The sequence below is a fragment of the Curtobacterium sp. 9128 genome (genome assembly GCF_007673775.1).
Classification (GTDB): Bacteria; Actinomycetota; Actinomycetes; order Actinomycetales; family Microbacteriaceae; genus Curtobacterium.
Genome location: NZ_VEAF01000003.1, coordinates 508,235 through 534,618 on the forward strand (window position 1 = coordinate 508,235; position 26,384 = coordinate 534,618).

Here is a 26,384-nt window from a genome sequence, read left to right on the forward strand (position 1 = left end):
GACGCTGCTCGCCCGTCGACCGGCGGGCCGGCCCGCACGCCGATGCGTCGGCTCGAGTTCGCGCTACTCGAGCTCGTCGCCCGTCACGGGGGTGATGCCCCGCACGTCCTCCAGATCCGCGATCCGTCCGTACAGCGCGCCGGTGTCGGTGCTCCCCGTCAACTCGAGTCGCACGGCGGTCAGGTCGGGGTCCGGGCGCTCGAGCTGGGTCAGGGAGGTGACGCTCCACCCGGCGGACGTGATCTGCGTCAGGATCTGCGGCAGGACCCCGCGGTGCGCGTCGTACGCGATCTCGAGGCTCACCGCTCCGTGGCTGCGCCGGTCGAGACGGTGCAGGACTGCCGTGTACCCGAACACGATGACGAAGTGGAGCGCCGTGACGACCAGGGCGAGCAGCCACAGGCCGGCACCTGCCGCCATGCCGACGGCGGCGGTCTCCCAGACCGCCGCCGCGGTGGTGAGCCCTCGGACCGCGCCGCGCCGGGTCAGGATGAGCCCGGCACCGAGGAAGCCGACCCCGGAGACGATCTGCGCCGCGACACGGGACGGGTCGAGGACGACGTGGTCGCCGAGCACGTCGGAGAACCCGTACTTGCTCACCAGGAGCATCAGCGCCGCCGCGGTGCCGACGATGGCCTGGGTCCGGAGTCCCGCGCTCTTCGCGCGCATCTGGCGTTCCAGCCCGATCGACGATGCGAGAGCGAACGCGAGCAGCACCTCGCCGATCTGCACCCAGCCCTGCCCGGCGAAGGGCGACACGAGTGCGGGGGTCACGGCAGGTCGATCCGGTGCATCAGCGTCCTCTCGTCATGCCCCATCCAACTCGTCGCCGTCCGGACCAGTGCCGGTGCGTCGACTCGGTGCGGCGCGCGCGGGTCAGACCCGGCCGAGCACGGCCTCGTTGAGGACGGTGCCGCCGAGCATCCACCCGCCGTCGGCGACCTCCTCGAGGATGACGAGCGTCGTCGGACGGGCGCGCTCGCCGTACACGTCGACGATGGCGTCGGTGACGGCGTCCTGCAGGCGCTGCTTCGACTCGGCGGTGAGGGTGTCTGCGGGGACCTTGACGTTGGCGAATGGCATGGGTGTTCCTCTCGATTGCGACCCGGACGGGTCAGGTGGTGGCCGGTGCGGACGGGGCGTCCGCCGGGCCGGCACGGTGGTGGTCCCGCGCGACGCGCGGGGCGTGTCAGACCATGCCGCCGTTCGCGCGGATGGTCTGCCCGTTCACCCAGTGGCCGTCCGGGCCGACCAGGAATGACACGACCCCGGCGATGTCGTCGGGTGTGCCGAGGCGCTCCAGGGGAGCGGCCTTCGCGAGGGCGTCGATCTGCTCCTGGGTCTTGCCGTCCAGGAACAGGTCCGTCCCGGTGGGTCCTGGTGCGACGACGTTCGCGGTCACGTCCCGCCCGCGGAGTTCCTTCGCGAGGATCAGCGTCATGCCCTCGACCGCGCTCTTGCTCGCGACGTAGGCGCCGTAGGTGGGGAACTGGGTCCCGACGACCGATGTCGACATGCCGACGAAGGCGCCGCCGAGGCGGAGCCGGCGGGCCGCCTGCTGCGCGACGACGAAGGTGCCGCGGATGTTCGTCCGGTGCAGTGCGTCGAGGACCTCGAGGTCCTGGTCGGCGATCGTGGACAGGGCGAGGCGTCCGGCGGAACTCACGACGACGTCGACGCCTCCGAACTCCTGCTCGGCCCGGTCGAACATGGCCGCGACCGCCCCCTCGTCCGCGACGTCCGCCTGGACGGCCACCGCCCGGCCGCCGGCTGCGGTGATCGTCTCGACGGTGGCGGACGCCGCCGCAGTGCCCCCGGCGTAGTTCACGACGACGGCGAGGCCGTCCGCGGCGAGGCGGGTGGCGATCGCGCGTCCGATGCCACGGGATCCGCCCGTGACGATCGCGACGCGGTGGTGTGCATTGGGCATGGCTGCTCCGTTCCGTTGCGCAGTAGCGACCTCCTCGCTGCCACCACTCGAACGTAACACAGATACGATCGCTGATAGCAACGCGGTAGGATGTGTCCGTGGCCCACCCCGACGACGACCTCCGGAACGCCCTGCTGGCAGCAGCGGAGGCGCAGCTCGTCGCGTCGTCGGACGGCGAGATCGCGACGCGTGCGGTCTGCGACGCCGTCGGTGTGACCCAGCCGGTGCTCTACCGGGTGTTCGGTGACAAACGGGGGCTCCTCGATGCGCTCGCCGACGCCGGACTCGAGCGCTACGCGGCGCGCAAGGCCGAGCTCGAGGCGTCAGGAGACCCCGCAGCCGACCTCCGAGCGGGATGGGCCGACCACCTCGCCTTCGCCGCCGAGAACCCCGCGCTCTACCGGCTGATGTTCGCGCCGCGTCCGTGGGCGAGCACTCGAGCACGAGACGGTGTGACGGCCCTGCTGCGACGGACCCTCTCGCGCTGCGCGGCTGCGGGTGTGCTCCGGGTGGACGTGGAGGTGGCGGCGGCGATGCTGCTCGCGGCCAACGTCGGACTGGCGCTGCACCAGATGGTCGAGCCCGCGCCCGACGAGTCGACCGACGTCGCCGATGCGTTGCGGGACGCGCTCATGGCGGCCGTCCTCGTCGATGCGCCGGTCGCCGGGCCGGACGACGTCGGCGCTGCCGCCCGACGCCAGGTCCGGGTGCAACTCCGTTCAGATCCCCCCGGGGGCCTCCTCCCTGAGGAGGCGGCGCTGATGGACGTCTGGCTCGACCGGCTCGGCTGAACTCCGCTGACGCCGACGTCCTCGCGGAGGGCCGGCCGATCGGCCGGGCATCGACAACGTCGTCGGTACGGTGGAGCGATGAAGCTCCCGCTCTGGCCACGACCCCTCGCCTGGACCGTGGTCATCGCGTCGAGCGTCATGCTCGCGGTGGGAGTCCTGGACCTCGTGGTCAACACCACGGAGCCGTGGAGCGGGCTGACGTTGATCGTGCTCATGCCGTGGCCCCTGTACCAGGGGATCCACAGCATCCGACGAAGCGGGCGCGGAGACCGTCGAAGGCCGGGTGGTCACCGCCGGTGAAGCCGCCCCGTCCGGAGCGGGACCGCGCGTGGCCAGGTCATGGCTCGAGGGGCGCAGATCGCCCGGTTGCCGGGTCGCGGCGGCGCGCGTCCTCCGGTGACCGGCTGCCGGACGGGAGGCCTGTGGCGCCGCCGCCACGGGCCTCCCGTCCGGCGCGTGGTGACCACGCGGGCGGTCGGGACCGGCGTCGTCCGTCAGTGCGTCGTGCTCGGTGTCACCGTCGCGCTCCCGGTCACCGTCGCGCGAGGCCCCGGTCCTCGAGCCACCGGGTCGCGAGGTCCGACCACGCCTCGACCGGTCCGACGCCCGTCGCGAGCCCCGCACCGTGCTCGCCGCACTCGAAGACGTGCAGCTCGAACGGGATCCGCCGTCGGGACAGGGCGCGCGCGTAGTCGAGCGAGTGCGCGACGTGCACGCCGCCGTCGTCGGCCGTGTGCCAGAGGAACGTGGGCGGTGTCATGCCGTCGACCAGCAGGTACGCGTCGACGGTCGCACGGGTCCAGATGGACGACTCGCCGCCGAGGAGCGCGTCGACACTCCCGCGGTGCGGCTGCTCGGTCATGGACGTGACCGGGTAGCAGAGGACGACCGCGTCGGGCCGGTCCGTGTCCCCGCCGGCGTCCTGCTCGGCCGGGGTCGGCGCGCTGGCGAGGAGGGTGGCGAGGTGTCCGCCGGCCGACGAGCCGACCACGACGATCCGGGCGTCGCGGGGGAGCCCGTCGACGGTGCCGCTGCGCATCGCGGACAGCAGGGCGCGCGTGGCGACGACCGGCTCGGGGTGCCGGTGCGGTGCGATCGGGTAGGCGAAGACCACGGCGCCGATGCCGGCTCCGTGGAGCCAGGGGAGGTAGCCGACCCCCTCGTGTGGTGCGTGCATCGAGTACCCGCCACCCGGCAGGACGAGGGCGATCGTCGGTCGGCCGTCGGCGGCGGTGAACGAGGAGGGTGCCGGGTGCCACGTCGCACCGGCAGGGAGCTGCGTCATGCCGCGAGCATAGGGTCCGGCGCGGTGCTTGACGACGTCCCACGCGGCGCGTACGGTCGGACCCAGCAATCGAAGCGTTTCGCAGACATCGGAGTCACTGTGCCTACCATCCACGACGTCGCCAAGGCGGCCGGCGTGTCGATCAGCACGGTGTCGTACGCGCTCAGCGGCAAGCGCAGCATCACGCCGGCGACGCGGGCCCGGATCGACGAGGCGATCGCGGCCCTCGGCTACCGGGCGAACGCCGGCGCCCGGATGCTCGCCGGCACGAGGACGCAGATCCTGGCGCTCAGCGCGCCGATGCACGCCGAGACGCACCCGCCGGCGTTCATGTCGTTCGTCGTCTCGATCGCCGCGGCGGCACGTCGCTCGGACTACGACGTGCTGCTCCTGACCGGCAGCGACGCCCTGGCGGACCTCGAGCGCGTCGCGTCGAGCAAGCTCGTGGACGGCATCGTGGTGATGGACGTCGCGACCGACGACGACCGCATCGACCTGCTCCGAGACCTCCGGTTGCCGGCCGCGGTGATCGGCGTCCCCGACGACGTCGAGGGCCTGACCTGCGTCGACTTCGACTTCGAGGCCGCTGCGGGACTCGCCGTGGATCGGCTCACCGCAGCCGGACACCGGTCCATCGGGCTGCTCGGGCACTCCGCGGCCCTCTACGAGCGGCGCAGCAACTTCGCACCGCGCTTCCGGGACGCGTTCCTGCTCGCGGCGGCCGAACGTGGCGTGGCCACGGCGTTCCGCGCGACCGACCCGACCGGGGCGACGGACGACGTCGCGGCGCTGCGGACGATCCTGCCGGAGATGACCGCGCTCGTCCTGAACTGCAACGAGGAGCAGCACCGGCGGGTGCTCCGCTCGCTCGAGACGCACGCGGTCGCCGTCCCGGATGCGCTGTCGATCGTGTCGGCGTGCTCGAGTTTCTCGACCGACGTCATGTCGACCCCGCTCGACGTGATCCCGCTCCCGGCCGAACGGTCGGGACGACGCGCCGTCGAGCTGGCCCTCGCGCAGATCGACGGGGACGCCGTCCCGCACGTCGAACTGATCCCCCCGTCCTACGAGGACAAGGGGTCCGTCCGCGCTCGCTGACCCAGCGACGCCCCGAGGTTCCGCGTCCGCATCGTCGAAGCGCTTCGATGACTTTTCCCCCACAACAACCCGATCCCTACAAGGAAGTAGACCCATGAAGAAACGCTCCCTCCTCGCGGCGGCGGCGACCGCAGCAGTCGCCGTGGTCGTCCTCGCCGGGTGCTCCGGCTCCGGCTCCGCCGGGACCGCGAACGGCGACAAGGTCTCCCTGTCGTTCTGGTCCTGGGCGCCCGGTACCGACAAGATCGTCGCGAAGTGGAACGCCTCGCACCCCGACATCCAGGTCAAGCACACCGACGCCGGTGGTGGTGACGCCTCGGCCGCGAAGCTCCTCACCGCCACACGCGCCGGGAACGCCCCCGACCTCGCCGCCGTCGAGTACACGACGCTGCCGTCGCTCATCGTGGCCGGTGTGCCGATCGACCTCACCGACCGCCTGTCCTCGGCGACGAAGAAGGCCTACACGAAGGGCACCCTGCAGCAGGTCACCTTCGACGGGCACGTGTACGCACTCCCGCAGGACGTCGGGCCGATGGCGCTGGTCTACCGCTCCGACCTGCTCGAGCAGTACGGCATCCCCGTGCCGACGACCTGGCAGGAGTTCGGCGAAGCCGCCGCGAAGGTGAAGGCGGCCGACCCGTCGGCCACCCTCGCGTCGCTGCCGCCGGACCAGACCGGGTTCTTCGCCGGCGTCGCGGCGCAGGCCGGGTCGAAGTGGTGGTCCACGAAGAACGGCAAGTGGAGCGTCGGGATCGCCGACGAGCAGTCGCTCCAGGTCGCCGATTTCTTCCAGGGCCTCGCGGACAAGGGCTACATCTCGACCGACCCGATCCTGACACCGGAGTGGAACGCGGACGTGAACAGCGGCAAGGTGCTGTCGTGGCCGTCCGCCCTGTGGGCACCTGGCGTCCTGTCCGGCGTCGCCCCGGACACGATCGGCAAGTGGAGCATGGCGCCGTTGCCCCAGTGGAAGGCGGGCGACTCCGCCGTCGCCTACCAGGGTGGCTCCTCGGTGATCGTCACGAAGGACTCCAAGCACGTCGAGGCCGCCGCCGAGTTCGCGCAGTGGCTCAACGCGAGCAAGACGGGTGCCGACCAGCTCCTCACCGTCTCGAACTCCTACCCCGCGGCGATCTCGGGGCAGGAGGAAGCGAAGGGCAGCACACCGCCCGCACTGATGCCGCAGCAGAAGGACTTCTACCAGGTCGCCGCGAAGATCTCCGCTGACACGATCCCCGTGACCTGGGGACCCGACTACAACGTGGCGAACACCGCGTTCTCCGACGCACTGAGCAAGGCGATCCAGGACCACACGTCGTGGCGCGCCGCGTTCCAGAGCGTGCAGGACACGGTCGTGGCCGACATGGAGAAGTCCGGCTTCAAGGTGTCCAGCCGATGACGGCGGTCCAGGCGCCCGCGGACGCCGCCCGGGTCACCCCGGGCGGCGTCCGCCGCCGGCGGGCCCGGCGCGGCCGGAGCGCCCCCTGGTTCTTCCTCGCGCCCGCGCTGGTGCTGTTCGTCGCCTTCATGCTCGTGCCGATCGTCTACGCGATCTGGCTGAGCCTGCAGACCTACCGGATCTCCGGTGGTGCGCTCCTCGGCGCCCGGGTCCGCGTCTTCGCCGGACTCGAGAACTACGTGTCCGCACTGAGCGACCCGGCGCTGCTCTCCGGCCTCGGGCACCTCGGGCTCTACGCCGTCATCGCGGTGCCGCTGACCCTCGGGCTCGCACTCCTGTTCGCGCTCCTGCTCGACGTCCCGGCAGCCAGGGGCACGCGCTTCTCGCGCACCGCGATCTTCATCCCGTACGCGGTGCCGGGCGTCGTCGCCGCGTTGCTCTGGGGCTTCCTCTACCTGCCCGGGACGAGCCCGTTCTCCGCGATCACCGAGGCACTCGGGTGGGGGAGCATCCCGTTCCTGCAGAACCCCGGCATCTTCGCGTCCGTCGCCAACATCGCGATCTGGGGCGGCGTCGGCTTCAACATGATCATCATCTTCACCTCGCTCCGCGGCATCCCGGCCGAGATCTACGAGGCCGCGCGACTCGACGGCGCCGACGAACGGCAGATCGCCCTGTCGATCAAGGTCCCGCTGGTGGTCCCCGCCCTCGTCCTCACCGCGATCTTCTCGCTCATCGGCGCACTCCAGCTGTACGGCGAGCCGACGACGCTCAAGCCGATGAGCAGCGTCATCAGCCAGACCTGGGTGCCGCTCATGACGATCTACCGCGACGCCTTCCTGACCGACGACCTGCCGTCGGCGGCGGCGCTGTCCGTGATCCTCGCCCTCGGGACGGTCGTGCTCTCCGCCGTCGTCCTGGTCATCACCAACCGCCGAACCGCGGGAGCCCGCTCATGACCGCACCAGCCGTGCTCGACCGACACCGGACCCCGACCCGTCGGGAGACCCGGGCACCGGAACGATCCGGTCCGGCCTGGGGGCGGATCGTCCCCACCGTGGTCCTGCTCATCGGAGCGGTGTACTGCCTGATCCCGGTGGTGTGGGTCTTCGTCGCGTCGAGCAAGTCGCCGGGCGAGCTGTTCTCGTCGTTCACCTTCGCGCCGGGCACCGGCCTGTGGGGCAACCTGACCGCGCTGTTCTCGTACGGGAACGGGCAGTTCGGGTCGTGGGCGCTCAACTCGGTCCTCTACGCCGGGCTCGGAGGGCTGCTCTCGACGATCGTGTCCGCGGCGGCCGGGTACGGGCTCGCGAAGTACGAGTTCCGCGGACGGGCACTCGTGTTCTACTGCATCCTCGGCGGCGTGCTCATCCCGGGGATCACCCTGGCGATCCCGCAGTACCTGCTGCTGTCGGACTTCGGACTGGCAGGGTCACGCCTGTCCGTGCTGCTGCCGGTGATCATCAGCCCGTTCGGCATCTACCTCTGCCGGGTCTACGCCGCGGCGACCATCCCCTCCGACACGATCGAGGCCGCGCGCATCGACGGCGCCAGCGAGTTCCGGATCTTCCGGTCGATCGCCGTGCCGCTGCTCGTACCGGGCATGGTGACGGTGTTCATGCTGCAGTTCGTCGGCATCTGGAACAACTTCCTGTTGCCCTTCGTGATGCTCTCCGACCAGGGCAGCTACCCGTTGACGGTCGGGCTGTACACGCTGGTGTCGAAGGGGTCCGGGACGCCGGCGCTGTACTCACTGGCGATCACGGGTGCTGCGGTCTCGATCATCCCGCTCGTCGTCCTGATGCTCGTGCTCCAGCGGTTCTGGCGCCTCGACCTGCTGTCCGGCGGCCTCAAGGGCTGATCCGGCCGACCACGCTGCGCGGGCTCCGTCACGGACGACGGAGCGCGCACCTGTCCGGGCGCCGCAGCAGCGCCACGCCCACGACGGGCACACCACCCCACGACCAGGAGTCCACCCTCCCGATGCACCGCACCATCACCTCCCACTCCCGCGACCTCCCCGACGGGACCACCTTCCCCTGGATCGCCGACGGCCTGGCCTTCGGCGGTGACTACTCCCCGGAGCAGTGGCCGGAGGACGTCTGGCTCGAGGACGTCCGACTCATGCAGCAGGCCGGCGTCGACTCCGTCAACGTCGGGGTCTTCTCCTGGGGCCTGATCGAGGTCGCCGACGGCGTCTTCGAGTTCGGGTGGCTCGACCGGGTGCTCGACCTGCTCCACGAGCACGGCATCGGCGTCAACCTCGCGACGCCGACCGCCGCACCGCCGATGTGGCTCCTGCAGGACCACCCCGAGGTGCTCCGCGTCGATGCTGACGGCCGCACGGTCGCCCCGGGCGGCAGGCTCGGGTGGTCGCCCAGCTCGTCGGTGTTCCGCGAGTTCGCGCTGCGCATCGTCGAGCGCCTCGCCGAGCGGTACGGCGCGCACCCCGCCCTGCGGATGTGGCACGTCAGCAACGAGCTCGGGAACGAGAACCACCGCTGCCACAGCGCGGAGAGCGACCGGGCCTTCCAGACCTGGTCGGCGGAACGACACGGTTCCCTCGACGCCCTCAACGAGCACTGGGGGACGGCCTTCTGGGGCCACCGCTACACCGCGTTCGACCAGGTGCGGACACCACGGTGGACCGGCACGGCCCACAACCCCGGCCTGCTGCTCGACTTCGAGCGCTTCTCCAGCGACGCGCTCCTGGCCCACTACCGTGCCGAACGCGACGTGCTCCGCCGGATCACACCGGACGTGCCGATCACGACGAACACGATGATCCAGGGCGGCCCCGGCGTGCACCAGTACGCCACGTGGGCGCGGGAGGTCGACCTCGTGGCGAACGACCACTACGTGATCGGCGCCGACCCGGAAGGGCACGGCGAGCTGGCCTTCAGCGCGGACCGGACCCGCGGGATCGCCGACGGGCAGCCGTGGCTGCTCATCGAGCACTCGACGTCCGCCGTCAACTGGCAGCCCCGGAACCGCGCCAAGGCACCGGGGGAGATGACCAGGAACAGCCTCGCCCACGTGGCGCGCGGCGCCGACGGGGTGCTCTTCTTCCAGTGGCGACAGTCCACAGCGGGCAGCGAGCAGTTCCACTCCGCCGTCGTCCCGCACGCCGGCGCCGACACGAAGGTGTTCCGCGAGGCGTGCGAGCTCGGTGCGCTCCTCCGGCGGATCGGCGAGGTCACCGGGTCGACCGTCGAACGGGCACGGGTCGCGATCGTCGTCAGCGAGGACGCCGCGGCCGCCCTGCGGTCGGGGCCGAAGCCGACCGTCGACCTGGACCCGTTCGCCGAGGCGCTGGCGTTCCACCGCGCGTTCACGCGCATCGGCGTGGCCGTCGACGTCGTCCCGCCCGGGACGGCACCGGACGGCTACGCCCTGGTCGTCCTGCCGACCGTCCCGCTCGTCCCGACCGCGGACGTGGAGCGCCTCGACGCCTGGGTCCGTGCCGGGGGCACCCTGCTCGTGACCCCGTTCACCGGCATCGTCGACGACCACAACCGGGTCGTCACCGGCGGCCACCCGGGCGCGCTCCGATCGCTCGTCGGAGCCCGCGTGGAGGAGTTCTTCCCGCTGCTCGAGGGCGAGACCGTGACGACGAGCGACGGGTCGACGGGCCGGGTCTGGACCGAGTGGGGGCGCGCCGACGGAGCCGAGGTCACCGCGACGTTCACCTCCGGTGTCCTCGCCGGTCTGCCGTCGGCGTACCGCAACGCCCTCGGTGCCGGGAGCGTGCGCCTGCTCTCGACGCACCTGGACCGAGCGTCCCGAGGACGACTCGTCGGTGCCCTCGTGGCCGAGCTCGGGATCGAGCCGGTCGTCCCCGGCGAGGACGGGCTCGAGCGCGTCCGTCGGAGCGGGCCGGACGGCTCGTGGGTCTTCGCGATCAACCACGGTGCCGAGCCGCTCGCGATGACGGCGCACGGTACGGACCTGGTCTCCGGAGCAGACGTGGACGGGCGGTTCGTCGTCCCCGGCGGAGCGGTCGCCGTCGTGCGCGAGGCGGTGACCCGGTGAAGTTCACGGACGGCTACTGGCAGACGCGCGAGGACGTCACCGTCCTCTACGCGCAGGAGGCGTACGACGTCGACGCGTCGGACGGCGCACTGACCGTCTCCGCACCGACGCGGCGCATCGTCGGTCGCGGCGACACCCTGAACCGGCCGATGCTGACGGTCACGCTGAGCTCGCCGATGGACGACGTGGTGCGTGTCCGCATCGTGCACCACGCCGGGCGGCCGGGGCGCGGTGGGTTCGACCTGCCCGGAGCCACGTCGGGGGAGCGGGTCGGCTCCGTCTCGGCCACCCCGGACGGCGGCGGGACCCTGACGACCGGGTCGGTCACCGCGACCGTCGCTCCCGGGGCGCCCTGGGACGTCTCGTTCTCGGTCGGGGGTCGGCGACTGACCGGTTCTGGGCACCGCTCCGTCGGCTACGTCCAGGGCAGCGACGACTCGGTGTTCGTCCACGAGCAGCTGGACCTCGGCGTCGGTGAACTCGTCTACGGACTCGGCGAACGCTTCGGACCGCTCGTCAAGAACGGGCAGACGATCGACGTCTGGAACGCCGACGGTGGCACGTCCAGCGAACAGGCCTACAAGAACGTGCCGTTCTACCTGACCAACCGCGGGTACGGCGTCCTCGTGAACGACCCGGGCAAGGTGTCGTTCGAGGTCGGCTCGGAGTCGGTCAAACGCGTGCAGTTCTCGGTCGAGGGCGAGGTGCTCGAGTACTTCCTGATCGCCGGCGCGACGCAGAAGGACGTGCTCGAGCGGTACACGCAGCTGAGCGGTCGCCCGGCCGTGGTGCCCGCGTGGAGCTACGGCCTCTGGCTCACGACGTCGTTCACCACGCAGTACGACGAGGCCACCGTGATGTCGTTCGTCGACGGCTTCGCCGAGCGGGACCTGCCGCTCTCGGCGTTCCACTTCGACTGCTTCTGGATGCGGGAGTTCAACTGGACCGACTTCACGTGGGACGCCCGGGGCTTCCCGGACCCGGACGGGATGCTGCGACGGCTCCACGACCGCGGCCTGCACGTGTGCGTCTGGATCAACCCGTACATCGGACAGCGGTCCCGGCTCTTCGCCGAGGCCGCGGAGCGCGGGTACCTCGTCCGCCGACCGGACGGCGGCGTGTGGCAGTGGGACATGTGGCAGGCCGGGATGGGACTCGTCGACTTCACGAACCCGGAGGCCACCCGCTGGTACCAGGACCACCTCCGCACCCTGCTGCGGCAGGGGGTCGACTCGTTCAAGACCGACTTCGGCGAGCGGATCCCGACCGACGTGGTGTGGGCGGACGGCAGCGACCCGGAGGCGATGCACAACCTCTACGCGCAGGCGTACAACCGTGCCGTCCACGACGTGCTCGTCGACGAGCGAGGACCGGCGGACGCCGTCGTCTTCGCCCGGTCGGCGACCGTCGGCGGCCAGACGATGCCGGTGCACTGGGGCGGGGACAACTCGAGCACGCACGAGTCCATGGCGGAGTCGCTCCGCGGCGGCCTGTCGCTCGCCTACGGGGGGTTCGGGTTCTGGGCGCACGACATGGGCGGGTTCGAGGGGATGCCAGACCCCGGGGTGTTCAAGCGGTGGCTGGCGTTCGGGCTGCTGTCGTCGCACTCGCGGTTGCACGGGTCGAGCTCCTACCGGGTCCCGTGGCTGTTCGACGAGGAGGCGGTCGAGGTCACCCGCGCCTTCACCCGGCTGAAGCTCGCGCTGATGCCGTACCTGTTCGCGGCGGGGGTGGAGGCGCACGAACGGGGCATCCCGGTGATGCGGCCCATGGCGCTCGAGTTCGACGGCGACCCTGCCGTGGCGCACCTCGACACGCAGTACATGCTCGGCCCCGACCTGCTCGTCGCGCCGGTCTTCAGCGCGGACGGCGAGGTGACCTTCTACCTGCCGGACGGCCTGTGGACGGACTGGTTCAGCGGAGAGACCGTGCACGGTGGTCGGTGGCGGACGGAGCGGCACGGCTTCGACACGCTGCCGCTCTACGTCCGGGACGGCGCGGTCGTCCCGGTGGGCGGACACCGCGACCGTCCGGACTACGACTACTTCGCGGACCTGACGTTGCGGGTGTTCCCGGCATCGGAGCCCGGTCGACGCACGGTGCGGGTGGTCGCGCACGACACGGGGGAGCAGCGGTCCTACTCCGTCCAGCGGGAGCCGGACGGCACGGCCCGGCTCGTCGGCGACGCGGAGGTGGTCATCGAGCAGGTACGACCGGCCTGACCGGCCTGACCGGCCTGACCGGCCTGACCGGCCTGCCCGGCGGCCCGCCGCCGGCCGTCGGGCGCTGGGGGCGACCGCCCCTGCGTCCGACGTCCGGAGGACGGGGCTCGCGACGTGCGTCAGCGGGCCGGCGGCCGGTGGGGTGACGCGTCGACGGCACTGCCTGCGCGCACCGGCGCCGCGGCGGCGATCGGCCGCAGCCAGAAGTCGGCAGCCACGAGGACCTCACCGACGCCGGTGACGAGGAAGCCGACGTGCCGGACCGCTGCGAGCGGTGCGGCGTCCGGGGTGACGGACGCCAGCACCGCCAGGACGTTCGCGCACGTCGCGCCGACGCCGATCAGCGTCAGTCCCGCCAGCGCCAGCGACCGCAGCTCGGGTCGCACCGGTCGTCGCCGGGCCAGGAGGAGTCGCACCACCGCGGCGCAGACGCACACGCCTCCGACGATGCCGATGCTCGGCGCGAGCACCGCGAGGTCGGTCGGCCGCAGTCCGGTCCCCGCGCCGAGGAACGGCAGCAGCGTCTGCAGGACCGCCGCGACCGCGGCGACCAGGAGCAGCGTCCGTGCACCGCGCGCATCCCGGAGGGGACGGTCGTCCTCGGGTCCGAACGCGACGAAGCAGAGGCCGGCGAGCGTGGAGAGGCCACCGACCAGGCCCAGCAGGTGCGCCACGCCGGGCATGAGCGGCAGCGCGATCGCTGCGAGGGTGCTGATGCCGGCGATCCCGAACAGCAGCACGGCCATCGGCTGTGCGGAGCGCGCGCTGCCGGGGCCGGGGAGGTCGGGCACCACACCTGCGGGGTCGTCGGGCACGCGTCCAGCGTAGGACCAGCGGGCCGATCGCCTCATCGCACCCACCGGTACTCGTACTCGGGGCGTCCCTGGCCGCGGTGACGGACGTCCTTCTCGGCCTGCCCGACGGTGACGAGGTGCTCCAGGTACCGCCGCGCCGTCACCCGCGAGGTCCCCGTCGTCGCCGCCACCTCGGTCGCCGACGCCCCGGCGGTCGCCTGCATCAGCACCGCCTGGATCGACGCGAGCGTCGCGCGGGCGATGCCCTTCTCGCCCTCGGTCGGCGTGGGCGGTCGGAGTGCGCCGAGGCGCTGGTCGATGTCGGCCTGCGTCAGCGACCGCCGGTCCTCGAACCCGCGCCGGAACGCACGGTAGGTGTCGAGCCGTTCGGCGAAGGTCCGGAAGCTGAACGGCTTGACGAGGTACTGCACCACCCCGAGCGCGATGGCACTCCGCACCTCGTGGGCGTCGTGCGCAGCGGTCACCGCGATCACGTCGACCGTCGACCCGGCGGACCGCAGGGCGCGGACGAGTCGGAGGCCGTGGGCGTCGGGCAGGTCGAGGTCCAGCAGGACGAGGTCCGGTCCCTCCGCCGCGACCGCGGCCAGCATGGCGCGCCCGGTGGCGGCCGACCCGACCACGGTGAACCCCTCGAGGCGGCCCACGTACGCGACGTGCGCTTCGGCCGTCAGCGGCTCGTCCTCCACCACGAGCACCCGGATGACGCCGGTCATGCGGTCGCCCGCCCCTGTTCGAGGTCGACCACGAAGGTGCTGCCCTCCGGGCCGGTCGTGACGGTGACCGCGCCACCGATGCGGTCGACGGCGGCGCGCACGAGGGCGAGTCCGAAACCGCGACCGTCGGGGCCGGAGGCCTTCGTCGACCATCCGCGCTCGTGGGCCGCCGGCACGTCCGGGATGCCAGGGCCGTTGTCGCGCACGACGAAGCGGGTGCGGCCGTCGACCGTCGTCAGGACCACGGTGACACGGGGCTCGCGGTCGTCGCCCCGGAGCTCGGCGACGGCGTCGACGGCGTTGTCGACGAGGTTCCCGATCACCGTGATGGTGTCGCTCGCCGGCGCCGGCACCGGACCCTCGAGCCCGGCGGTGTCGGCCGTCAGCACGACGCCACGCTCGCGTGCCTCCACCCGCTTGCCGTCGAGCACGGCGGTCAGCACCGCGGCGGACGTCGTCCGTGCACCGGTGTCGTCGTCTCCGTCGCGCTCATGCCCGTCGCTCCGGTGTCCGAGCGCCGCGGTGCCGGTGGCGTGCTGGTCGATCTCGTCCGAGGCGAACCGGATCGCCTCGTCGACCCGTCCGAGTTCCATGAGCGCCACCACGGTGTGCAGCCGGTTCGCGAACTCGTGCGTCTGCGACCGCAGCGCGTCGGTGAGCGTCCGGGTGGCGGCGAGTTCGCCGGAGAGGTGCATGAGCTCGGTGTGGTCGCGGATGGTCGCGACGGTGCCCATGGGCTTCGCGGACGCGCGGGAGAACGCCATCTCCTGGTTCACGACGAGCACGCGGTCGCTCGTCACGTGCGTCTCGTCGACCGCGCGGTCCCCCGAGGTGAGCAGGGTCCGCAGGGCGTCGGACACGTCGAGCGACTGCACCGGGACCGGCGCGTGGTGTCCGTCCATCGGAGGCAGGTGCAGCAGCTCGGCGGCGCGGTCGTTGTGGAGCACGATCGACCCCGACCGGTCGATGACGACCAGGCCCTCGTGCACGGAGTGCAGCACACCCTCGTACGAGGCGAACACGCGGGCGAGCTCTTCGGGACCACGTCCGGCCGTCACGCGGTCCAGGTACCGGCTGAGGAGCCACGAGAACAGGGCGGCGACGGCGACGACCCCGAGGGCCAGGGCGACCACGGACACCAGTCGGGGCACCAGGGCACTCGCGATGTTCGCGACCGTGACCCCCGCCGCGACCAGTCCGACGACCCGACCGTCCCGGTCCTCGATCGGCGTCACGGCGCGCACGGACGGCCCGAGCGTGCCGACGGAGGTCTCCGTGAACGTCCTGCCGTGCAGCGCCGGGGTGATCGTCCCCTCGAACGGCCGACCGATCTCGGACGGGTCCGGGTGCGTCCACCGGGTGCGGTCGGGCGCCATGATCGTGATGAAGTCGGTGTGTGTCCGGCGCATCACGTCGAGGGCGTACGGTTCGAGCCGCGCCGAGGGGTCGGCGGTCCGGGCCTGCTCCAGGACGAACGGGTTCCTGGCGATCGTCACCGCGACCGCTCGGGACTCGGCGGCGGCGGCGGCCTCGAGGTCGGCGCGTGCCGACGCCCAGCTCCAGATGCTGCCCACCACCACGCCGACGACGACGACCACCAGCTGCAGCGCGAAGAGCCGCTTCGCGATGCTCCACCGCCTCGGTACCACCGTCCGGCCCTCCTCGCCTCGTCGCGGGACCACCATTCTGCGGTACGACGGGCGTCGATGCGCGCGTGAACGCTATGAACGCAAGTCGCATCCGCGGCGCCGACCGCGCGATGGTGGGTCCGTTCCGTCGAGAACGAGTGCACCGAGGCGACGACGCCCCGGTCCAGACGACAAGGAAGTCCCATGGCATCGACGCACCCGTCCACCGCGCGCCCTGGTCGGCGCCGCGGCCTGGACCGTTCGCACTGGCTCTACATCGCCGTCATCGCCGCGGTCGCCGCCGGCATCGCGGTCGGCCTCGCCGCCCCGTCCTTCGCGGTCGGCCTCAAGCCGATCGGTGACGGCTTCATCGCCCTCATCAAGATGATGATCGCCCCCGTCATCTTCTGCACGATCGTGCTGGGCGTCGGCTCCATCGCCAAGGCGGCCACGGTCGGCAAGGTCGGCGGTCTCGCGCTCGGCTACTTCGTCGTGATGTCGACGTTCGCGCTGGCGATCGGCCTCGTGGTGGGCAACCTGATCCACCCGGGCGACCACCTCGACATGTCCACGGCGAAGTACGACCTCCCGGCCGGGTCGAGCGAGGACGCATCGTCGACGTCGGGCTTCCTGCTCGGGATCATCCCCGCCACGCTCGTGTCGTCGCTGACGAGCGGCAGCATCCTGCAGACCCTCTTCGTCGCACTGCTCGTCGGCTTCGCCCTGCAGGCGATGGGGGAGAAGGGCGCGCCCGTCCTCACCGCGATCCGGCACCTGCAGGCGCTCGTGTTCCGCATCCTCGCGATGGTGATGTGGGCTGCTCCGATCGGTGCCTTCGGGGCGATCGCGGCCGTCGTCGGTGCGACCGGTGTCGCGGCACTCGTCGCACTCGGCACGCTCATGGTCGCGTTCTACGTCACCTGCATCGTGTTCGTCGTCGGGGTGCTCGGCGTCCTGCTGCGCGTCGTCACCGGCGTGAACATCTTCCGGCTCATGCGGTACCTGGGTCGGGAGTACCTGCTCATCGTGTCGACGTCCTCCAGTGAGGTGAGCCTGCCGCGCCTGATCGCCAAGATGGAGCACCTCGGCGTCTCGAAGCCCGTGGTCGGTGTCACCGTCCCGACCGGCTACTCGTTCAACCTCGACGGCACCGCGATCTACCTGACCATGTCGTCGCTCTTCATCGCGAACGCCCTCGGCACGCCGCTCGACATCCCCGAGCAGATCTCGCTCCTGGTGTTCATGGTCATCGCGTCGAAGGGCGCCGCCGGCGTGACCGGTGCTGGACTCGCCACCCTCGCCGGCGGCCTGCAGGCCCACCGTCCGGACCTGGTGAACGGCGTCGGACTCATCGTCGGCATCGACCGCTTCATGTCCGAGGCCCGCGCGCTGACGAACTTCACCGGCAACGCCGTCGCCACCGTCCTCGTCGGCACCTGGACGCGGCAGATCGACCGTGCCCAGGTCGACCGGGTGCTCTCGGGCGCGGCACCGTTCGACGAGCGCACGATGTCCGCCGACGACCACGGGGCGAGCGGCTCGGCCGCCCAGGACGAGCGGATCTCCACCGAGACCGTCCGGACGATCGTCGGGTCCGAGCACACGACGACGTCGGCCGACCGCCGCTGACGGCGCGACCACCGACGGCCGGGAGGCGCGGTGCGGACCCGCACCGCGCCTCCCGGCCGTCTCGCCGGTCGCGTCCGCGACCCGGGTTCAGGAGGCGCCGGCGACCGGGATGTCCCAGTACGTCGGCTGCTCGTACTGCTCCGACCAGCCGCGCCGCATCCGCGTCGCCGCCCGGTCGAACGCGTCGACGACGTCGGTGTCGGTGGTGAGGAGCGCCTGCAGGCGGAGCCCGTCGTAGAGGGCGAGGAGCTGTTGCGCACCCCGGACCGGGTCCATCGTCTCGGGCTCACGCCCGGCTCGCACGTCCTCCGCCAGACCGCGTCGGATCGTCTCGCGGAAGCGTCGGTAGATCGACCGGTAGTAGTCCGCGCCGTCGGCGGACGAGTCGGCGGCCAGTGCCATGCACGCTGCGAGGAGCTCCACGAGCGCCGGCTCCTCGGCATGGGCGGCCAGCAGGGCGTGCATGAAGGCGACGGTGCCCTTCTCCGCGATGAGCGGCGCCAGGGGCGTCGAGACCGCCTGCGTCCACCGCTCCACGGTCGCTGCGAGCAGCGCGCTCTCGGTCGGGAACACCGCGCGGACCTCGTCGAGCGACATGCCCGCGTGGGCGGCGGCGACCTCGAGGCTGAACCGGCTCACGCCGCCGTCGTGGAGCGCCGTGATCGCACCGTTGACCGCGCGCATGCGCGGACCGTGGTCGCCCTGGTCCGCCTGGCTCGTCAGCGGTGCCAGGGGGTGCTTGCGGAACCACTCGAGCAGCGACCGTGCCCGCGTGACCTCGGCGCCCGAGTCGCGGGTGGCCGCCGGGGCGAAGACGTCGCTGAACCCCGGCACCTGTTCCATCAGCGGGTCCAGCGGCTGGAACGCCATCGACCAGTCCGGGAACGCCCGGCGCTCGATGGACTCGTCGAGCAGCACCCGCACGTTCGTGTGGCGAGGGTCGAGCCGGACCTGGCGGAACCGGCTCCGCACCACCTCGTCGTCGCCCTCCAGGATGCCGAGGCAGTTGTCGCCCTTGTGTGCCAGGACGCCCGTCACGCCGAGGGCGCTGTTCTTCTCCCGGCCGACCGCGAGGATCTGCGCGAGCTCGGTGTCCGTGATCGGACGGGTCTGAGTGCTGGTGTACACGATCGAGCGCATGGGCGGCGCCTGCCTTCCTGCCGTTGGTCGGCATGCCGAGTGAACCGCGACGGGGCCGCCAGCGCAACCCGGTGGCGCGGTCATCCGATCGGCGCGCGAGCCGGACGGCAACCGTCTCGGTGGTGGCCCTAGGCTGGCGCCGTGACCGGCTCTCCCACCCTCGCGACACTCGACGCGCTCGCTGCGGCCTGGTCCCGACGGTGGTCGCCGGCGCGTCCGGGTGCGGCGGACGGGGACGGCTTCGGCTCCGGCGTGCTCCTCGAGTTCGAGCGGCTCCCGGGGATGCACCGGCACGCCGAGCACGCTGTGCAGTACGCCGAGCACGTGTTCCGCGCGCTCCACCTGCTGCGGGCCCTGTGCAGGAGCACGTCGTCGAAGCGTGTGTTCGTGTCGACCTTCTCGTGGTCCACCGGTGCTGAGCCCGTCGCTCGGGGCGTCTGGCTCGAGCGCTTCCTCCCCGCGACGGTGTGGCACTCGGCACCCGTCGAGTCCTGGTCGGTCGATCCGGACGATCCCGACGACCGGCCGCTGTACGAGCACACCTTCGTGAGCGAGCTCGACGTCGACGACCCCGCGCTGACCGCGGTCCTCACGCTCGCCGTCGACGACGTGCAGCGGATCGCGGTCTTCCCCGCGGACGCGTCCTGGGTGTACACGGCCGAGGAGGAAGGGGCGCACGTCCGGATGGACGCGGAGCGAGCCTCGGCACTCGTCGCGGAGTTCCCCGACTGGGTCGGGCACGCCACGAATGAGCGGCCCGTCGCCGTCGTCGACGAGCTGGAGTGGCAGATCCAGTTCCATCACCTGCGTCATGCCGACGCTGCCCGTGTCCTCGACGCCCTCGAGACGCAGGGGCTGCTCCCGGCGCCGGCGTCCGGGCGTCTCGTGGACCCGCGCGACATCCTCCGGATCGATCTCGGCAGGACCGCGGCGCAGCAGCTGCGGATCCTCCGGACCGGGCGACCGGAGGTCGTCGTCGACCAGTGGGAGGGCGAGCGCGTCCGCATGACGGTGGGCGACGTGCGGCGCGCGTTCGACGAGGACGACGATCCGCTCTTCGACCTCGACGAGTGGATCGACGAGATCAGCTACCGGCACCCCGCTGACGCGGAGGACGGACGGTTGGCCCGGCGTCGGTGGGACCCGACGTTGCGCTACGACGGCGTCGACGGCTCCTGACACCGACGGGACGAGCCGCACCGAGCCCTACGCAACCCCTGACCGGACGGGAGGCGCGGTGCCGGCCGGCACCGCGCCTCCCGTCCGGTGGTCCACGCGCCGGGCACGCCCTCAGCCGACGGGTTGCACCGGCGGATCCTCCGGCGGGTCCTCCGGCATCGGGTGCTCGGCCTGCCAGATGCTGTCGACGGCGTCGAACTCCCTCGGATAGCACTGCGTGTCGAAGACCTCGCCGCCGGCGGACGGCGTCGCGTACAGGTACCACGGGCCGGTGCCCTGCCCGGTGCTGTTCCAGGCCCCGTCGGCGTACCAGCTCAGCGGGACGTCGCCCATCGGCTGTCCGGCCTGTGCCTGGCAGGCGAGCAGCCGGTTGAAGGCGGTCGTGTACTCGTCCTGGGTGACGACGCCGTCGGCGGTCTCCGCCTGCTGCTGCGGCGAGGGTGCTGCGATCGTCGCCGCGCGCGACCAGGACACCCAGAGGGCATAGCGGTCCGCGTCGCCGGCGGTGACGGTCACGGTGGTGTCGCCGGTCGCGGGTACCTCGGCCGTCGTCCACCCGACGGGATCGGTCTCAGCGTCGTCGCGCCGACCGCAGACGGTCCCGTACGTCGGTCGGCCGTCGACCTCGACGGTGGGGGAGCGGCCGTCGAGGCACTCCCACGCCACGGTGACCCGGTCCGCCCCGGCTGGTCGGTCGGTCATCGTGAGCGTGGTGTCGCCGTGCATGACGCGGAACGTCGGCGAGCCGAGGAGTCGGCCGTGGTTGGCGTCCTCGACCATCGAGCGCGCGGTGGCCGCCAGGGTGCCCTGGACCACGGCGTCGGGGTCGCTGCCCGGGAGCGCTGCCGCGGTGAGGCCGCCGGTCAGGCCGCCGCCGACCAGGAACGCGGCGACCACGGCGAGCACCGTGCCGCGGGTGGGTCGACGTCGGCGGGGCGCGTGGTCGGCCGTCCCGGTCGACGCGACCTCGGTGACGAGGGCCTGGCGCATCGCGGTCAGGCGGGGGGAGATGTCGTCGTTCACAGTGCGCCTCCGAGGGGTTCCGCTGTGGCTGTGTAGCGCTGGTGGAGCCGGACCTTCGCCCGGTGGAGCCGGGACTTCACGGTCCCGGGTGCGACGCCGAGGGCCGCGGCGGCCTCGCGCTCGCTGAGGCCCTCGATGACGCAGAGGGTGAGGACCCGCTGGTCGGCGAGCCCGAGTCCACGGAGGGCGGCCACGGCGTCGCCGTCCGTGTAGCGCTCGGCGGGGTCGGGAGCGGGGTCGTCCACCGGGAACCGGCCGAGGAACCGGCGGTGCCGCCGGAACGACCGGGTGGTGTTGTGTGCGGCGTTCGTCGTCGTCACGAGCAGCCACGGCAGCAGCGAGTCGTCGACGAAGCGGACGTGGTCGCGTCGGCGCCACGCCTCGAGGAAGGCGACGGCGACGACGTCGTCGGCGTCGGCGGGGGTGGGGACGAGTCCGATCCTGTGGCGCCGGAGCCGCGGGGCGTGTCGGTCGAACACGCGCCCGAAGGCCTGCCCGTCCCCCGCGCAGCTCAGGGCCCAGTCGGCCCGGTCCCCCTCGATGTGGTCCATGTCGTGTGGTGTCCGCTGCCGCCCGTTCGGTTCCCTCGTCGGCGTGTCGCGCGGTCCGGGACCGGTCGTCAGCCTACCGACGCGCGGTCACACCGCTCGTGCTGCGGACGTCAGCAGCAGCGCATCCCGGAGCCGGGCCTCCGTCTCGACGTCCGCCGGCAGGTGCACCAGCAGTCGCAGCCCGCGACCGGGCTGGAGCCAGGTGGTGACGACGTCGAACCGCAGGCGTCCGACGAGCGGGCTGTCGTAGACCTTGTGCCCCGTCCGCGGTTGCAGCACGTCCTGCCGCTCCCAGAGCTCGACGAAGCGCGGGGACGCCGCGCCGAGCCGCGCAACGAGGTCGTCGCGCTCGCGCTGGTCGCGATCCGAGCCCGTCTGCGAGCGGAGCTGCGCGACCATCCGCGCGGTGACGTCGTCCCAGTCCGGCATCGCCCGGCGCCACGCCGGATCGGTGAACGCGAGCCACATCGTGTTGCGCTCTGCCGGTGCGAGCGCGTCGAGGTCGGTCACCAGGCGCGCGAACGGCGCGTTGTGGGCCACCAGGTTGAACAGTGCGTCCTGGACGTAGGCGGGATCAGGGGCGAGCTGGTCGAGCAGCCGGATGACACCGTCGTCCACGCGCCGGGCTGCCGGCGCTGCCCCGACGGGTTCGACGCCGCCGAGGATGGACAGGTAGGCCTGCTCGTCGTCGTCGAGGCGCAGCACCCGCCCGACGGCGCGCAGCACCTGCGCCGAGGGCCGGATGTCGCGCCCCTGCTCGAGCCACGTGTACCAGGTGACGCCGACCCCGGCGAGCAGTGCGACCTCCTCACGACGCAGCCCCGGCGTGCGACGCCGTCCGCCCGTGGGGAGGCCGACGTCCTGCGGCGTGAGCCGGTCCCGGCGTGACCGCAGGAACGCGCCGAGTTCGCGATGGGTACCCATGCAGCCATCGTGGACCGCTCCGGTCACCGTATCCAGGTGGTGCCGGTACCCGTACGGGCGGGCTCCTGGTACCAGGAGCCCGTCCGGGGGAGCGTGGCCGCCATGTCTGCTCCACACGTCGCCGCGACGCCCGACTCCCGCCCGGGGCTCACGCGCACCGGGATGGTCGTCCTGCTCACCGGCCCGTTCCTCGCGAACCTCGACCTGTTCATCACCAACGTGGCCCTCCCGAGCATCGCCCACGACCTGCACGCCCCGGCCGGCGCGCTCGAGCTGGTCGCCTCCGGTTACGCCGTCACCTACGCCGCGTTCCTGGTGCTGGCCGGGAGGCTCGGCGACCGTTCCGGACGCCGCCGTCTGTTCGCCGTGGGTCTCGTCGCCTTCACCGCCACGTCCGTCCTGGCCGGGATCGCCCCGACGACCACCACGCTCGTCCTGGCGCGCTTCGCGCAGGGGGCGGCCGCAGCGCAGATGACGCCGCAGGTGCTCGCGACGCTGCAGACCGTCTTCGACGGCCCGGCACGCGCCAGGGCCATCAGCCGCTACGCGGTGGCCGGCGGCCTGTCCGCGGTGGCCGGGCAGCTCGTCGGCGGAGCGCTCATCGCCGCCGACCTCTTCGGCCTCGGCTGGCGCACGGTGTTCCTCGTGAACCTGCCGGTGGGCCTCGTGGCGGTGCTGCTGGTGCGACGGACGGTCCCCGAGACCCGGTCTCCGTCGCGGCCGGCGCTCGACCTGCCCGGCGTGGTGCTCCTCGTGGTCGTCCTGGTCGGACTGCTCGTGCCGCTCGTCGAGGGGCCCACGCTCGGGTGGCCGCTGTGGTGTGCGGGGATGCTCGTCCTCGCGGCGCTCGCCGCCGTCGTGCTGGTCGCCGTCGAGCGGCGGACGGAGCAGCGCGGGCGGCTGCCACTGCTCCCGCCCGCGCTGCTCCGGCTGCCCTCGATGCGCCGGGGCCTGCCCGTGCTGGCGGTGTTCTTCCTCGCGGTGAGCGGTTTCCTGTTCGCGTTCGCCCTGACCTCGCAGGACCTGCTCGGGCTCAGCGCGTTCTGGTCCGGCGTGGCCGTCACCCCGGTGACGATCGCGTACGTGGCGACGTCGTTCGCCGTCCCGACGCTGCTCCGGCGCCACGGGCGGGCGGTGCTCGCCGTGGGTGGGATCGTCCAGGGAGCGGGGTTCGCCGCGACGGCGGCGCTCGTGGTGTCGGCACCGTCCGGGCCGCCGGTGGTGCTGGTGCTGATCGCCCTCGCGCTGTCGGGGGCGGGTCAGGCGCTCGGCGTCGGCGCACTGTTCCGCTCCGTGCTCGCCGACGTGCCGCCGCACCTCGCCGGGGTCGGCGGGGGCGTGATGGTCACGGTGCAGCAGACCGCCCTGGCGTTCGGCGTGGCGGTGCTCGGCACGCTGTTCACGAGTCTGCTCCCCGTCGGTCACGCGGTCGCCGTGCTCGCCGTCGGGGCGGCACTCGTGGCGACGCAGCTCGTCGTCGCCGTGGCGGCGCGGACACTGCCGCGACTGGTGTCCTAGCCGGCGGTGGTGGTGGCGGCTGGTGTCGCGGGCCGACCGCTGCGGTCAGTGCGTGCTCGCCGTGGTCGTGCTGGCCGGCTCGAGTGGCTCCGCGCCACGGAGACGCGCGTGGTCAGGACACCGGCCCGATGAGCCGCGACACTGAGCATCTACGTCGCAGCCATCGTCGAGTCCGTCGACCAGGACTGATCACGCCGGACAGGTCTCGACAGCCGGTCCTTCGCCGGCGCGGACAGAGCCTGAGCGTCGAGCCCGTACCAGGCATCAGTCCCGGAAGACGAGGTCGACCAGACCGAAGATCGCGACGAGGATCGCCACAGCGGTCGCCGCGAGCGACGCCCCCAGCGCGACGTGCGCGGTGATGCGCTCTCGACGCATCGCGAACGACGCCCCGGACAGCGCCACCGCGATGACCGCGACCGGGAGCGACACCATCTCGAGCGTGCCCCACACACCTCTGACGCGGTTCTGCAGGTCCGTCGGAGCGACGGAGTCGGGATCGTGGTCGAAACTGATCGGCGGGTAGCCGACGGCTTGTGCATACCGGCCGGCGATCACCATCGCACCGACCCACGTCAGCAACGCCGCGAGCGTCGCGACGGCAAGCCAGTTCACCCCCTGACGCGGTAGTGCCTCTCGTGCCCGGTGTCTGCGCGCGAACGTTGGCTCCTCCCGGTCGTCCTCACCGTCCCAGGCGTCCCAGTCCGTCACCTCATGAGCGTACGAAGCCGAGCAGCTCGCGTCATCGGCCGACGACCGATGTGCGTCTGGAGACGCAGTCACCTCCATGCCTGGCCGAGTCGACTCGTGCGGCGACGAAACCGGGGATCCAGCGGCGCGCTCCGTGCTGCGGCCGGGAGGGAGGCTCGTCATCGTCGGGCTGGCCCGTGAGTCATCGAGAGACCTCCCTTGGCCGATCGCCTCGGTACTCCTGAACGCCGGCGTCGGCATGGTCCTGCATCCTCGTCGCGCGGTGGTTCCACCGGAGGACATGACGGCGCCCGTCACGATGCCGTCACTGAGCTTCGACGAGATCCACACCCTCGGAAGTCGCGTGCTTCCGGGGCCCTCGATGCGACGCTCGCTCTTCTGGCGGTACCGGGGTGTGTGGGTGGCTCCGGAGGTTCAACCGCCGGAGCTGCTGCAGCGCTCACCGAGGACGCTCAGATGGTTCCGCGCCGGCCCGGACGGCTGCACGGTGATCGCCGTCTGCGCCTGAGAGCTCCGGCAGGCCCGGACACCGCGGTCATCCGGACGGTGGAGGGGCGTCATCCGCGCGGCCGTCGATCGGCGGCGGCCGCGCGCGCAGGCTGGTGACACGGACGTCGTGGAGACGTCGTCCGATCCCGACAGAAGGAGTCACCATGTCCGCCGTCCAGCAGCATCCAGCAGCCCCGATCGCCACGGATCGCCTGAACACCATGGCGATCGCCGGGTTCGTCGTGGCCTTCGTCGCGGGCCTCGTCGGCGTCGTCCTGTCCGTCATCGCGCTCGTCCAGATCCGTCGGACGGGTGAACACGGTCGCGGCCTGGCGATCGCCGGCATCGTCGTCGGTGGGTTCTGGTTCGCTGCCCTCGGCGGCGCGCTGCTCGTCCACGCCGTCGTCGCCGTCACCCACGGCGGCTGAGATCCGACGGCGACACCCCCGCGGCGGCCGTCGACACAGGCGGTCCGTCAGCCTGCTGGAGCACGATCGGACGATGACGAACGAGCCGGACGACGCCACGTCCCCGCCAGCACCCACCACGTTCGGCCACGACGTCCGGACCTGGCGGTCCCGGTCCGGCAAGCGCCTCGCGCACGCCCACCGTCGCGTCGCGGAACGGACCAGCGCCCGGACGGCGTCGGTCCTCGGCCTCGTCGTCGGCGGAGTCGTCGTCGCGACGAGCACCGCCGGCGCGATCGCCGTCTACGACGACGTCACCGGCCGATCCGGGGTCCAGCGACTGGACCGCCCGGCGCTCCGCCTCGGCAAGCGCCTGCGTTCACCTGCGGTCAACACGGCGGCCGGCGGGATCGCCTACGGGTTCGGACCCGTCGGCATGCCGCTGCTGACCCTCGCCACCGGGACCGCGCTGTCCGTGCGGGCACGGAAGGTGACCCCGTTCGCGTTCGTCGCCGCCGCCGGTGGAGGCTCGCTCCTGATGACCCTGCTCGGCAAGCGGGTCGTGCACCGCAACCGGCCACCCCGGCGCGACGCCACACCGCCCTACGAGCACTCCCCGTCCTTCCCCTCCGGCCACACGATCAACGCCGCCTCCGTCGCCGCCGTGGTCGCCTACCTGCTCGTGCTGCAGCAGCGTCGCCGCGGCGGCGAGGTCGCGGTCACCGCGGGCGCCGGCGCGACCATCGCCGCCGTCGGGGCGTCGCGCGTGCTGCTCGGCGCGCACTGGTTCACCGACGTCGTCATGGGTTGGACCAGCGGGCTCGGGTGGGCGGCGGCCGTGATCACCACCCATCGACTCCACCTCGCGACGAAGCACGCCGTCACACCGGAGCGCTGAGG

At 72.3% G+C, this 26,384-nt stretch carries 25 protein-coding genes; 13 read left to right on the forward strand and 12 right to left on the reverse strand.

The features are described from left to right. Nucleotides 1-63: 63 nt before the first annotated feature. From FS641_RS08610 to FS641_RS08620, 3 genes are all read right to left on the reverse strand, one after another. The gene (locus FS641_RS08610; protein WP_144762753.1) at nucleotides 64-774 is read right to left on the reverse strand and encodes an MgtC/SapB family protein; all 711 of its coding nucleotides are present in this window, start codon (nucleotides 772-774) and stop codon (nucleotides 64-66) included. Nucleotides 775-876: 102 nt separating this feature from the next. Next, on the reverse strand, nucleotides 877-1,083 hold the full coding sequence (locus FS641_RS08615) for a tautomerase family protein (protein WP_144762755.1): 207 nt from the start codon (nucleotides 1,081-1,083) through the stop codon (nucleotides 877-879). 106 nt (nucleotides 1,084-1,189) lie between these two features. Next, nucleotides 1,190-1,930 (reverse strand): SDR family oxidoreductase, encoded by a 741-nt coding sequence (locus FS641_RS08620; RefSeq protein WP_144762757.1) that lies wholly within the window; start codon nucleotides 1,928-1,930, stop codon nucleotides 1,190-1,192. A 98-nt stretch (nucleotides 1,931-2,028) separates the two neighbouring features. Between FS641_RS08620 and FS641_RS08625 the strand changes: the two genes are divergently transcribed. Then, nucleotides 2,029-2,721, forward strand: coding sequence for a TetR/AcrR family transcriptional regulator (locus FS641_RS08625; protein WP_222122073.1), 693 nt, complete (start codon nucleotides 2,029-2,031; stop codon nucleotides 2,719-2,721). Between the two features lie 78 nt (nucleotides 2,722-2,799). Beyond that, entirely contained in the window at nucleotides 2,800-3,021 is a 222-nt protein-coding gene (locus FS641_RS08630) for a hypothetical protein (protein WP_144762761.1), read from the forward strand. Nucleotides 3,022-3,253: 232 nt separating this feature from the next. On the opposite strand, the gene FS641_RS08635 is transcribed toward FS641_RS08630, so the two are convergent. Continuing rightward, a complete protein-coding gene (locus tag FS641_RS08635; RefSeq protein WP_144762763.1) occupies nucleotides 3,254-4,006 on the reverse strand; it encodes an alpha/beta hydrolase in 753 nt (250 codons plus the stop codon). A 99-nt stretch (nucleotides 4,007-4,105) separates the two neighbouring features. Here FS641_RS08635 and FS641_RS08640 point away from each other — a divergent pair, with 99 nt between their 5' ends. The 6 genes from FS641_RS08640 (at nucleotide 4,106) to yicI (ending at nucleotide 12,757) form a co-directional block, all read left to right on the forward strand. Then, nucleotides 4,106-5,104, forward strand: a complete 999-nt coding sequence (locus FS641_RS08640) for a LacI family DNA-binding transcriptional regulator (RefSeq protein ID WP_144762765.1) — start codon at nucleotides 4,106-4,108, stop codon at nucleotides 5,102-5,104. Between the two features lie 94 nt (nucleotides 5,105-5,198). Further along, nucleotides 5,199-6,503, forward strand: coding sequence for an ABC transporter substrate-binding protein (locus FS641_RS08645; protein WP_144762767.1), 1,305 nt, complete (start codon nucleotides 5,199-5,201; stop codon nucleotides 6,501-6,503). Next, on the forward strand, nucleotides 6,500-7,462 hold the full coding sequence (locus FS641_RS08650; protein ID WP_144762769.1) for a carbohydrate ABC transporter permease: 963 nt from the start codon (nucleotides 6,500-6,502) through the stop codon (nucleotides 7,460-7,462). The genes FS641_RS08645 and FS641_RS08650 overlap by 4 nt, the downstream gene beginning before the upstream one ends. Then, on the forward strand, nucleotides 7,459-8,364 hold the full coding sequence (locus FS641_RS08655; protein ID WP_144762771.1) for a carbohydrate ABC transporter permease: 906 nt from the start codon (nucleotides 7,459-7,461) through the stop codon (nucleotides 8,362-8,364). Before FS641_RS08650 ends, FS641_RS08655 begins: the two co-directional genes overlap by 4 nt. A 122-nt stretch (nucleotides 8,365-8,486) precedes the next feature. Continuing rightward, entirely contained in the window at nucleotides 8,487-10,535 is a 2,049-nt protein-coding gene (locus tag FS641_RS08660; RefSeq protein ID WP_144762773.1) for a beta-galactosidase, read from the forward strand. After that, the gene (yicI, locus tag FS641_RS08665; protein ID WP_144762775.1) at nucleotides 10,532-12,757 is read left to right on the forward strand and encodes an alpha-xylosidase; all 2,226 of its coding nucleotides are present in this window, start codon (nucleotides 10,532-10,534) and stop codon (nucleotides 12,755-12,757) included. The genes FS641_RS08660 and yicI overlap by 4 nt, the downstream gene beginning before the upstream one ends. A gap of 119 nt (nucleotides 12,758-12,876) precedes the next feature. On the opposite strand, the gene FS641_RS08670 is transcribed toward yicI, so the two are convergent. Genes FS641_RS08670 through FS641_RS08680 form a run of 3 tightly spaced genes read right to left on the reverse strand, consistent with a single transcriptional unit; the run spans nucleotide 12,877 to nucleotide 15,934 of the window. Continuing rightward, nucleotides 12,877-13,572: a hypothetical protein gene (locus FS641_RS08670; RefSeq protein ID WP_144762777.1), complete on the reverse strand. Its 696-nt coding sequence runs from the start codon at nucleotides 13,570-13,572 to the stop codon at nucleotides 12,877-12,879. A 32-nt stretch (nucleotides 13,573-13,604) separates the two neighbouring features. Continuing rightward, the gene (locus FS641_RS08675; protein ID WP_144762779.1) at nucleotides 13,605-14,285 is read right to left on the reverse strand and encodes a response regulator; all 681 of its coding nucleotides are present in this window, start codon (nucleotides 14,283-14,285) and stop codon (nucleotides 13,605-13,607) included. Continuing rightward, nucleotides 14,282-15,934, reverse strand: coding sequence for an ATP-binding protein (locus FS641_RS08680; RefSeq protein WP_260855750.1), 1,653 nt, complete (start codon nucleotides 15,932-15,934; stop codon nucleotides 14,282-14,284). The genes FS641_RS08675 and FS641_RS08680 overlap by 4 nt, the downstream gene beginning before the upstream one ends. Nucleotides 15,935-16,117: 183 nt before the next feature. Between FS641_RS08680 and FS641_RS08685 the strand changes: the two genes are divergently transcribed. After that, a complete protein-coding gene (locus FS641_RS08685) occupies nucleotides 16,118-17,542 on the forward strand; it encodes a cation:dicarboxylate symporter family transporter (RefSeq protein ID WP_144762783.1) in 1,425 nt (474 codons plus the stop codon). Nucleotides 17,543-17,629: 87 nt separating this feature from the next. Here the strand turns inward: FS641_RS08685 and FS641_RS18045 are convergent, their stop codons facing one another. Further along, nucleotides 17,630-18,682: a BLUF domain-containing protein gene (locus tag FS641_RS18045; protein WP_186317658.1), complete on the reverse strand. Its 1,053-nt coding sequence runs from the start codon at nucleotides 18,680-18,682 to the stop codon at nucleotides 17,630-17,632. 141 nt (nucleotides 18,683-18,823) lie between these two features. Here FS641_RS18045 and FS641_RS18050 point away from each other — a divergent pair, with 141 nt between their 5' ends. Further along, nucleotides 18,824-19,861, forward strand: a complete 1,038-nt coding sequence (locus tag FS641_RS18050; protein WP_186317659.1) for a hypothetical protein — start codon at nucleotides 18,824-18,826, stop codon at nucleotides 19,859-19,861. Between the two features lie 111 nt (nucleotides 19,862-19,972). Here FS641_RS18050 and FS641_RS08700 read toward each other — a convergent pair whose 3' ends face one another. The 3 genes from FS641_RS08700 to FS641_RS08710 all read right to left on the reverse strand — a co-directional run bounded on the left by FS641_RS08700 (nucleotide 19,973) and on the right by FS641_RS08710 (nucleotide 22,359). Then, the gene (locus FS641_RS08700) at nucleotides 19,973-20,884 is read right to left on the reverse strand and encodes a hypothetical protein (RefSeq protein WP_144762789.1); all 912 of its coding nucleotides are present in this window, start codon (nucleotides 20,882-20,884) and stop codon (nucleotides 19,973-19,975) included. Then, complete coding sequence (locus FS641_RS08705; protein WP_144762791.1) at nucleotides 20,881-21,435, reverse strand: RNA polymerase sigma factor; 555 nt, start codon at nucleotides 21,433-21,435, stop codon at nucleotides 20,881-20,883. The genes FS641_RS08700 and FS641_RS08705 overlap by 4 nt, the downstream gene beginning before the upstream one ends. 87 nt (nucleotides 21,436-21,522) lie before the next feature. Further along, entirely contained in the window at nucleotides 21,523-22,359 is an 837-nt protein-coding gene (locus FS641_RS08710) for a helix-turn-helix transcriptional regulator (protein ID WP_144762793.1), read from the reverse strand. Nucleotides 22,360-22,461: 102 nt separating this feature from the next. On the opposite strand from FS641_RS08710, the gene FS641_RS08715 reads away from it, so the two are divergent. After that, a complete protein-coding gene (locus FS641_RS08715; protein WP_186317660.1) occupies nucleotides 22,462-23,877 on the forward strand; it encodes an MFS transporter in 1,416 nt (471 codons plus the stop codon). Nucleotides 23,878-24,141: 264 nt separating this feature from the next. Here FS641_RS08715 and FS641_RS08720 read toward each other — a convergent pair whose 3' ends face one another. Then, on the reverse strand, nucleotides 24,142-24,492 hold the full coding sequence (locus FS641_RS08720) for a hypothetical protein (protein ID WP_144762797.1): 351 nt from the start codon (nucleotides 24,490-24,492) through the stop codon (nucleotides 24,142-24,144). Nucleotides 24,493-25,241: 749 nt separating this feature from the next. Between FS641_RS08720 and FS641_RS08725 the strand changes: the two genes are divergently transcribed. Together FS641_RS08725 and FS641_RS08730 are read left to right on the forward strand one after the other, a co-directional pair. After that, entirely contained in the window at nucleotides 25,242-25,505 is a 264-nt protein-coding gene (locus FS641_RS08725; protein ID WP_144762799.1) for a DUF4190 domain-containing protein, read from the forward strand. A 73-nt stretch (nucleotides 25,506-25,578) separates the two neighbouring features. Beyond that, nucleotides 25,579-26,382, forward strand: a complete 804-nt coding sequence (locus tag FS641_RS08730) for a phosphatase PAP2 family protein (RefSeq protein WP_144762801.1) — start codon at nucleotides 25,579-25,581, stop codon at nucleotides 26,380-26,382. Nucleotides 26,383-26,384: the final 2 nt, after the last annotated feature.

Excerpts from the sequence above, each read along its gene's own strand:
- FS641_RS08615 (WP_144762755.1), bottom strand. The coding sequence starts at position 1,083 with ATGCCATTCGCCAACGTCAAGGTCCCCGCAGACACCCTCACCGCCGAG.
- FS641_RS08620 (WP_144762757.1), bottom strand. The coding sequence starts at position 1,930 with ATGCCCAATGCACACCACCGCGTCGCGATCGTCACGGGCGGATCCCGT.
- FS641_RS08630 (WP_144762761.1), top strand. The coding sequence starts at position 2,800 with ATGAAGCTCCCGCTCTGGCCACGACCCCTCGCCTGGACCGTGGTCATC.
- FS641_RS08635 (WP_144762763.1), bottom strand. The coding sequence starts at position 4,006 with ATGACGCAGCTCCCTGCCGGTGCGACGTGGCACCCGGCACCCTCCTCG.
- FS641_RS08645 (WP_144762767.1), top strand. The coding sequence starts at position 5,199 with ATGAAGAAACGCTCCCTCCTCGCGGCGGCGGCGACCGCAGCAGTCGCC.
- FS641_RS08650 (WP_144762769.1), top strand. The coding sequence starts at position 6,500 with ATGACGGCGGTCCAGGCGCCCGCGGACGCCGCCCGGGTCACCCCGGGC.
- FS641_RS08655 (WP_144762771.1), top strand. The coding sequence starts at position 7,459 with ATGACCGCACCAGCCGTGCTCGACCGACACCGGACCCCGACCCGTCGG.
- FS641_RS08660 (WP_144762773.1), top strand. The coding sequence starts at position 8,487 with ATGCACCGCACCATCACCTCCCACTCCCGCGACCTCCCCGACGGGACC.
- FS641_RS08675 (WP_144762779.1), bottom strand. The coding sequence starts at position 14,285 with ATGACCGGCGTCATCCGGGTGCTCGTGGTGGAGGACGAGCCGCTGACG.
- FS641_RS08685 (WP_144762783.1), top strand. The coding sequence starts at position 16,118 with ATGGCATCGACGCACCCGTCCACCGCGCGCCCTGGTCGGCGCCGCGGC.
- FS641_RS18045 (WP_186317658.1), bottom strand. The coding sequence starts at position 18,682 with ATGCGCTCGATCGTGTACACCAGCACTCAGACCCGTCCGATCACGGAC.
- FS641_RS08705 (WP_144762791.1), bottom strand. The coding sequence starts at position 21,435 with ATGGACCACATCGAGGGGGACCGGGCCGACTGGGCCCTGAGCTGCGCG.
- FS641_RS08710 (WP_144762793.1), bottom strand. The coding sequence starts at position 22,359 with ATGGGTACCCATCGCGAACTCGGCGCGTTCCTGCGGTCACGCCGGGAC.
- FS641_RS08715 (WP_186317660.1), top strand. The coding sequence starts at position 22,462 with ATGTCTGCTCCACACGTCGCCGCGACGCCCGACTCCCGCCCGGGGCTC.
- FS641_RS08725 (WP_144762799.1), top strand. The coding sequence starts at position 25,242 with ATGTCCGCCGTCCAGCAGCATCCAGCAGCCCCGATCGCCACGGATCGC.
- FS641_RS08730 (WP_144762801.1), top strand. The coding sequence starts at position 25,579 with ATGACGAACGAGCCGGACGACGCCACGTCCCCGCCAGCACCCACCACG.